Here is an 8,651-nt window from a genome sequence, read left to right on the forward strand (position 1 = left end):
TCATCTTCGCCGTTTTACCAACAGGGGCCTTATAAACCCTGTGGTTTTGTCACTTCTTTTTGATTGAAACAGAGGTTCAGAGTCTTGATGCATAAACATATTCTCGCACGTTCGGTCGGCCTTGCCTTGCTGGCAAGCGGCCTGCTGGCTGGCTGTGGTGACAAGGACGGGGCCCAGCAGGCCATGGGGGAGATGCCTCCCGCCGCCGTGGACGTGGTCACCCTCCATACGGCCCCCCTGCAACTGTTGTCCGAGCTCACCGGCCGCACCGCCCCCCTGCGGGTGGCCGAGGTGCGTCCCCAGGTGAACGGCATCATCCTCAAGCGCCTGTTCACCGAGGGGAGCGACGTCAAGGCCGGTCAACTGCTCTATCAGATTGATCCCGCCGTCTATCAGGCCGAAGTGGCTTCCGCCAAGGCCAACCTCGCCAAGGCCGAGGCCAATGAGCGCAGCGCCCGCCTCAAGGCCCAGCGCTACGCCGAGCTGGTGAAGGTGAAAGCCATCAGCAGCCAGGAGTATGACGACGCCGACGCGGCCTGGAAACAGCAGCTGGCCGAGATCGGGGCCGCCAAGGCCGCATTGCAGACCGCCAACATCAACCTGGCCTACACCCGCATCACGGCCCCCATCAGCGGCCGCATCGGCAAGTCGGCGGTGACCGAGGGTGCCCTGGTGACCGCCCAGCAGGCGGACAGCCTCACCTCCATCTCCCAGCTCGATCCCATGTACGTGGACGTGCGCCAGTCCACCGCCGACCTGCTGCGCCTCAAGCGCCTGGTGGCCGAGGGCAAGCTGACCCAGGGGGAGAAGGACGGGGCCGGTGTCAGCTTCCAGCTGGAAGATGGCAGCCAGTATGGCGAGAAAGGAGCCCTCCAGTTCTCCGACGTGACCGTGGACGAGGCGACCGGCATGGTGACCCTGCGGGTGATCGTGCCCAACCCGGATCAACTGCTGCTGCCCGGCATGTTCATGCGCGCCACCCTGCAGGAGGGCGAGCGCCCGCAAGGCCTGCTGGTGCCCCAGACTGCCGTGACCCGTACCCCCAAGGGCGGTGCCACCGTCATGGTGGTGACGGCGGACAACAAGGTGGAACTGCGTGAAGTGCAGGTCGGCCGCATGTCCGGCGACAGCTGGGTGGTGGAGTCCGGTCTCAAGGCTGGCGAGAAGGTGATCGTCGCCGGTCTGCAGAAAGTCAAACCCGGGGTCGTGGTGGCGCCCACTGAACGTGCCGGCAACAGCGCACAACAGACCCCGGCAACCAAGCAGTAGGATGGAGTAGTCGCCTCATGGCACGTTTTTTCATAGATAGACCCATTTTCGCCTGGGTGATCGCCCTGGTGATCATGCTGGCCGGGGCCATGGCCATCATCGGCCTGCCGGTGGCCCAGTACCCGACCATCGCCCCGCCGGCTGTTGGCATCTCCGCCAGCTACCCGGGGGCCTCCGCCAAGACGGTGGAAGACTCGGTGACCCAGATCATCGAGCAGAACATGACCGGGCTGGATCACCTGCTCTACATGTCGGCGCAATCCGACTCGTCAGGGAACGTCAGCGTGACCCTCACCTTCAAGCCGGGCACGGATCCCGACATCGCCCAGGTGCAGGTGCAAAACAAGCTGCAACAGGCCATGTCGCTCCTGCCCCAAGAGGTGCAGCAACAGGGCGTGCGGGTCCAGAAGACCTCCAGCAGCTTCCTGATGGTGGCCGCCTTCATCTCCACCGATGGCGCCATGACCAACGATGACCTGGCGGACTATGTGGTAGCCAACATCAAGGAGCCCCTGAGCCGTCTGGACGGGGTCGGTGACATCACCTTGTTCGGCAGCCAGTACTCCATGCGCGTCTGGCTCGATCCCCACAAGCTCAACCGGGTGCAGATGACCCCGGCCGACATTCAGGCCGCCATCAAGGCCCAGAACGCCCAGGTTGCCTTCGGCAAGCTGGGGGGGACCCCTGCGGTGAGCGATCAGCAATTTACCGCCACCATCATGGGCCAGACCCGGCTCTCCACCGTGGAGGAGTTCAACAACATCCTGCTGCGGGTGAACCAGGACGGCTCCAAGGTCCAGCTCAAGGACGTGGCCCGGGTCGAACTTGCCGGTGAAAACTACGACGCGACCGCGCTCTACAACGGCCAGGCCACCGCCGCCGTCGCCATCAAGCTGGCGACCGGTGCCAACGCCCTGGATACCGCCGAGCACGTGCGGACCAAGCTGGGTGAACTCTCCGAGTACTTCCCGGCCAACATGGAGATCGTCTATCCCTACGACACCACGCCGTTCGTGAAGATCTCCATCGAGGAGGTGGTGCAGACCCTGATCGAGGCGATCTTCCTGGTCTTCTGCGTCATGTATCTGTTCTTGCAGAACTTCCGGGCAACCCTGATTCCGACCATCGCGGTGCCCGTAGTCCTGCTCGGCACCTTCGGGGTGATGGCGGCCTTCGGCTTCTCCATCAACACCCTGACCATGTTCGGTCTGGTGCTCGCCATCGGCCTCTTGGTGGATGACGCCATCGTGGTGGTGGAGAACGTGGAACGTCTGATGAGCGAGGAGGATCTCTCCCCCCTCGAGGCGACCCGCAAGTCCATGACCCAGATCACCGGCGCCCTGGTGGGCATCGCCCTGGTGCTGTCGGCGGTGTTCGTGCCCATGGCCTTCTTCGGTGGCTCTACCGGTGCCATCTATCGCCAGTTCTCCCTCACCATCGTCTCAGCCATGGTGCTCTCGGTGCTGGTGGCCCTGATCCTGACCCCGGCCCTGTGTGCCACCCTGCTCAAACCCATGAAGCACGGTGAATTCGGCGCCCAGCGCGGTTTCTTCGGCTGGTTCAACCGCTTCTTCGACACCAACGCCAACCGTTACCAGAACGGCGTGCGCAAGGTGATCAAGCAGGGCACCCGCTACGGCATCATCTATCTGGCCATGCTGGCGGTGCTGGCGGTGCTCTTCATGCGCATGCCCACCTCCTTCCTGCCGGAAGAGGATCAGGGGGTCATCATGTCCATGGTGCAGCTCCCGGTGGGGGCGACCAAGGAGCGGACCGAGGTGGTGCTCGGGGAGATGCGCGACTACTTCCTCGAGAACGAGAAGGAGAACGTGGACTCCGTGCTGACGGTGGCGGGCTTCAGCTTCGCCGGTAGCGGTCAGAACAGCGGCATGGCCTTCATCAAACTCAAGGACTGGAGTGAGCGCAAGGGAGAAGAGCGCAGCGCCAATGCCATCATCGGCCGCGCCATGGGGTTCCTGTTCAGCATCAAGGAAGCCCAGGTCTTCGCCTTCAACCTGCCCCCCATTCCGGAACTCGGCACGGCCACCGGCTTCGACTTCTTCCTGCAGGACCGTGGCGGTCTGGGTCATGAGAAGCTGATGCAGGCGCGCAACCAGCTGCTCGGCATGGCGGCGCAGGATCCCAACCTGGTGCGGGTACGCCCGAACGGGATGGAAGACACGCCCCAGCTCGACATCAAGATCGATTACGAGAAGGCGCTGGCCCAGGGGCTCTCCATCACCGACATCAACAACACCCTGTCGGCGGCCTGGGGCTCCTCCTATGTGAACGACTTCGTCGACAGAGGCCGGGTCAAGAAGGTCTATCTGCAGGCGGATGCCCCTTTCCGGATGAACCCGGAAGATCTGAAGCTGTGGTACGTGCGCAACAGCGCGGGCCAGATGGTGCCCTTCTCCGCCTTTGCCAGCACGGAGTGGAGCTTCGGCTCGCCCCGTCTTGAGCGCTACAACGGTGTCTCCGCCATGGAGATCGTCGGTGAGGCGGCCCCTGGCAAGAGTACGGGTGACGCCATGGCGGCCATCGAGGAGATGGTGAAACAGTTGCCGGAAGGGATCGGCATCGAGTGGACCGGCCTCTCCTTCCAGGAGCGTCAGGCAGGCTCCCAGGCGCCGGCCCTGTACGCCATCTCGCTCCTGGTGGTCTTCCTCTGTCTGGCGGCCCTCTACGAGAGCTGGAGCATTCCGTTCTCGGTCATGCTGGTGGTGCCGCTCGGGGTGCTGGGGGCCATTTTGGCCGCGACCCTGCGCGGGCTTGAGAATGACGTCTACTTCCAGGTGGGCCTGCTCACCACGATCGGGCTGTCGGCCAAGAACGCCATCCTCATCGTCGAGTTCGCCAAGGAGCTGCACGACAAGGGGATGAGGCTCGGGGATGCGGTGGTGGAGGCCTCGCGTCAGCGCCTGCGCCCCATCCTGATGACCTCGCTCGCCTTCATCCTGGGGGTACTGCCCCTGGTGATCAGTACCGGGGCGGGCGCCAGCAGCCGAAACGCCATCGGGACCGGCGTGATGGGGGGGATGATCAGTGCCACCGTGCTCGCCATCTTCTTCGTGCCGCTGTTCTTCGTGCTGGTGATGCGCTATTTCACCGAACGCAGGCATGCCGGGGAAGAGAGTGTCCACACCAAGGAGATCAACCATGACTAAGACCCTGATCGCCCTTGGCGTGACCCTGATGCTGGGGGGCTGCTCCATGGCCCCCGACTACCAGCGCCCCGAGCTGCCCCAAGGCGCCTCCTGGCAAGCTGACCTGGCCGCCAAGGGGGAACTTGCCCCCTGGCGCCAGCAGTTCCAGGACCCGGCCCTTCAGACGCTGATCGGCACCGCCCTTGAGAGCAACCGGGATCTGCGCCTGGCAGCCCTCAACGTCGAGGCCTACGAGGCGAAATACCGTATCCAGCGGGCGGCCCAGTTGCCGACCCTGGCCGCCAGTGGCAGCGGTACCCGCCAGCAGGGATCCGATGATCTCAGTAGTACGGGGCAGGGCACCATCAGCAGCCAGTACGGCGCCAACATCGGCATCACCGCCTATGAGCTGGATCTGTTTGGCCGGATCCAGAGCCTGAAAGATCAGGCTCTTGAGACCTATCTGGCGCAAATCGAGACCCAGCGCAGCACCCAGATCGCCCTGGTGGCCTCGGTGGCCAATGCCTACTTCACCCTGCTGGCGGATCAGGAGTTGCTGGCCCTGAGCCAGGCGACCCTCGCCACCGAGCAGGAGAGCTATGCCCTCACCGAGCACAAATACCGCCTGGGCGCCGCCTCCGAGATGGAGCTGGCCCAGGGGCGCACGGCACTGGAAAACGCCAAGGTCAGCCAGGCGCAATACCAGCGTCTGGTGAAGCAGGACAGAAACGGTCTGGCCCTGCTGCTTGGCACCGATATTCCGGTGCTGGCGGCACAACCGGCCACCCTAGCAGAGGTGAAACTGGCGCCGATCCCGGTGGGGGCTCCCTCCAGCCTGTTGCAGCAACGCCCGGACATCCTGGCGGCGGAGCACAACCTGAAGGCGGCCAACGCGAATATCGGAGCGGCCCGTGCCGCCTTCTTCCCGACCATCTCGCTCACCGCGACGGCGGGCACCGCCAGCAACCAGCTGAACGGTCTGTTTGACGGCGGCACCGGCACCTGGACCTTCATGCCCCAGATCAATCTGCCCATCTTCGACGGCGGCAAGCGCGTTGCGGATCTGGACGTGGCCGAGGTGGGGACCAGGCAGGCGGTGGCGAGCTACGAGAAGAGCATCCAGACCGCCTTCAAGGAGGTCGCGGACACCCTCGGTGCCCAGGCGGACTACGCGCAGCAGCTGCAGGCGCAACAGGCGCTGGTGGATGCCAACCAGACCTACTTCAGGCTGGCGGAGGTGCGTTACGAGCAAGGGGTGGACAGCTACCTGACCCGCCTCGACGCCCAGCGCTCCCTGTTCAGCGCCAAGCAGGGGCTCATCAGCACCCGGCTCGCCCAGCTGAGTAACCAGGTCGCCCTCTACAAGGCGGTCGGCGGCGGCTGGCAGGCCCCCAAGGAGGCCCCAACGGCCTCCGCAGGGCAGGGCTAGTCTCTCATCCGGTCGCTGATATAGTGGCAGCAACGGGGCGAACCTCAGGGTTCGCCCCGTTTTTTATCTGCTATGGGCCATGGACACCACACCTTAGACGGGAGCTGTGCCCGGGCCGATCGCCCAATGTGAAAAGCGTGGTCGATCTGGTGCGCCTGCTTATCCAGCCATCATCGGTCAGAGAGAACCGACGGCAGACTCGCCGCGCCCGACCTGAGTGATGCCATAAATCGCATAAGCTGCGCACTAATTATTCTTTCAAAGAATAAATGAATGGCTCTTATAGTTGGTCACTCGACTCTCATTCCAAGGATGTGCAATGAAACGACTCGTGCCCGCCACCCTGCTCGCCGCAGGTCTGGCTCTCGCCCCGCTGGCCCAGGCGGCCACCCTGCTCAACGCCTCCTATGACGTGATGCGCGACTTCTACAAGGACTACAACGCCGCCTTCCAGAAACACTGGCAGGCGGAAGGCGGCGAGCCGCTGCAGATCAATATGTCCCACGGCGGCTCGAGCAAGCAGGCGCGCGCCGTCATCGACGGCCTGCCCGCCGATGTCATCACCATGAACATGGCTACCGACATCAACGCCCTCGCCGAGCATGGCGGCCTGGTGCCGAAAGAGTGGGCGGCCCGCCTGCCTGACAACAGCGCGCCCTTCACCTCGGCCACAGTGTTCATCGTGCGCAAGGGCAACCCCAAGGGGCTGAAGGACTGGCCTGATCTGCTCAAGGAGGGGGTACAGGTCATAGTGCCTAATCCCAAGACCTCGGGGAACGGCCGCTACACCTACCTGTCGGCCTGGGGATATGTGCTGGAGCAAGGTGGCGACGAGAAGGCGGCCAAGGCGTTCGTCGGCAAGCTGTTCAAGCAAGTCCCCGTGCTCGACACCGGTGGCCGCGCCGCCACCACCACCTTCATCCAGAACCGCATAGGCGACGTGCTGGTCACCTTCGAGAACGAAGCCGAGATGATCGCCCGCGAGTTCGGCCGTGGCAGCTTCGAGGTGGTCTACCCGAGCGTCACCGCCGTGGCCGAGCTGCCGGTGGCCGTGGTGGACAAGGTGGTCGACAAGCAGGGCACCCGCAAGGAGGCCGAAGCCTATCTGGCCTATCTCTGGTCTGACGAAGGCCAGCGCATTGCTGCCAGCAACTATCTACGCCCGCGCAACCCGGCGATCCTCGCCGAGTTTGCAGACCGTTTCCCGAACGCCACCTTCCTCGATGTGGTGAAGACCTTCGGCGCGTGGCCTGTGATCCAGCGCACTCACTTCAAGGAGGGCGGGGTGTTCGACCAGATCTATGCCCAGCGCTGAGGGGCCTCTGGATAACGATGCTCACCCAGGTGCAGCCGGGGCGTAGCTGCCTGGCTGCCCTCTCTGTCGGTGGGGCCAGGTTGGTGCGTCAGGCTCTGAAAGATGAACAGGACCGCCGCGGATGGCGGTGTCCTGGAAGGGGAGGGGGTTCTGGCGCAGTCACTTCGGCGTCTTGGCCAGAGACCCGAGACAAACAGCACGAAGGGTTGGCCTCGCACTGAGGCCAACCCTTCGTCTGTCTGGTGCCGGTAATAGGAGTCGAACCTACGACTGAATCGCCCCTGGTTTTCTAGACACTTTGTTGCTGAAAAATAAACTGCCTTTCAAACTCTACCGGCGACAGCCCATCATTGGAACCATGACGCCTGATTGGGTTGTAAAACATCTCGATATAATCAAACACATCGCTGCGGGCTTCGTCTCTTGTCGCGTAAATCCTGCGCTTGATCCGCTCCCGTTTGAGCAACTGAAAGAAGCTCTCGGCGACCGCGTTGTCGTGACAGTTACCCCGTCGGCTCATGCTGCAACGCAGGTTGTGGGCCTTCAGAAAGTCCTGCCATTCACCACCGGTAAACTGGCTGCCCTGATCCGAATGCACCAGTACCGGCTGCTTGGGTTTACGCCGCCAGACGGCCATCAATAACGCATCAACCGCCAAGTCTGCCGTCATGCGTGACTTCATCGCCCAGCCGACGATCTGGCGAGAGAACAGGTCGAGCACCACCGCCAGGTACAGCCACCCTTCTTGAGTGCGAATGTAGGTAATGTCAGTCACCCAGGTGATGTTGGGGGCTGGCACCTTAAACTGACGTGCCAGCGTGTTTGGGGCAGCTTGCGTGCTCTTGCCTCCATAATGCCCCTTGCGGCGTTGATAGCCCGTTTGCGAACGCAGTCCCTCCCGCTTCATTAATTTGGCCACACGGTGCTTGCCGCAGGCTTCCCCTGCGTCACGAAGGTCGCGATGGATCTTGCGATAACCGTAGACAGCACCACTTTCCAGCCAGGATTGCTTGACCAATCCGGTCAGTCGTTCGTCCTCCTGCTGTCGTGGCGATGTGGGCTGTTTCAACCACGCGTAGAAGCCACTTCGGTGAACCCCCAGGGTTTGGCACAGGGTAACGACACTGTACCGGTCGAGTCGGGAGGTTATGAACGCGTACCTTTCCTTGACTCGCTGGCAAAGTACGCGGCGGCCTCCTTTAGAATATTGCGCTCCTCGGTGACCTGGCGCAGTTCAGTTTTCAGGCGGCGGATCTCGGCTTGCAAGGCAGACTCTTCTATTTGCTGGTCAGCAGGCTTACCGTACTGCTTGAGCCATGCATACAGGCTGTGGCTGGATACCCCGATGGCACGTGCAACGTCAGCCACCGGCCGCCCGCGCTCGGTGATTTGTTTAACGGCTTCGATTTTGAATGTTTCTGGATAACGCTGACGGGTCATAACACCTCCAATAGTTGCCTCATTTTAAGGCTGTGAGGTGTCTAGGGAACTG

5 protein-coding genes and 1 tRNA gene are annotated in these 8,651 nt (G+C 62.8%); 4 read left to right on the plus strand and 2 right to left on the minus strand.

Annotation, left to right across the window (positions count from 1 at the left end):
- Positions 1–87: 87 nt before the first annotated feature.
- From AB5Y51_RS09230 to AB5Y51_RS09245, 4 genes are all read left to right on the plus strand, one after another.
- Complete coding sequence (locus tag AB5Y51_RS09230) at positions 88–1,269, plus strand: efflux RND transporter periplasmic adaptor subunit (protein ID WP_010673710.1); 1,182 nt, start codon at positions 88–90, stop codon at positions 1,267–1,269.
- 17 nt (positions 1,270–1,286) lie between these two features.
- A complete protein-coding gene (locus tag AB5Y51_RS09235) occupies positions 1,287–4,436 on the plus strand; it encodes an efflux RND transporter permease subunit (protein WP_324021038.1) in 3,150 nt (1,049 codons plus the stop codon).
- Entirely contained in the window at positions 4,429–5,844 is a 1,416-nt protein-coding gene (locus tag AB5Y51_RS09240) for an efflux transporter outer membrane subunit (RefSeq protein WP_368178320.1), read from the plus strand. The genes AB5Y51_RS09235 and AB5Y51_RS09240 overlap by 8 nt, the downstream gene beginning before the upstream one ends.
- A gap of 319 nt (positions 5,845–6,163) precedes the next feature.
- Positions 6,164–7,159: a sulfate ABC transporter substrate-binding protein gene (locus AB5Y51_RS09245; RefSeq protein WP_368178321.1), complete on the plus strand. Its 996-nt coding sequence runs from the start codon at positions 6,164–6,166 to the stop codon at positions 7,157–7,159.
- 240 nt (positions 7,160–7,399) lie between these two features.
- Here the strand turns inward: AB5Y51_RS09245 and AB5Y51_RS09250 are convergent.
- Positions 7,400–7,497, minus strand: a tRNA-Ser gene (locus AB5Y51_RS09250).
- Positions 7,449–8,599, minus strand: a protein-coding gene (locus AB5Y51_RS09255; protein WP_319903933.1) for an IS3 family transposase whose coding sequence is annotated in 2 segments (ribosomal slippage) — positions 7,449–8,362 and positions 8,362–8,599 — 1,152 coding nt in all. Because the reading frame shifts where the segments join, the coding sequence is not laid out codon by codon here. The genes AB5Y51_RS09250 and AB5Y51_RS09255 overlap by 49 nt, the downstream gene beginning before the upstream one ends.
- Between the last annotated feature and the right edge of the window lie 52 nt (positions 8,600–8,651).

Origin of the sequence: Aeromonas sp. R7-1, assembly GCF_040908115.1 — a bacterium.
Lineage (GTDB): Bacteria > Pseudomonadota > Gammaproteobacteria > Enterobacterales > Aeromonadaceae > Aeromonas > Aeromonas caviae.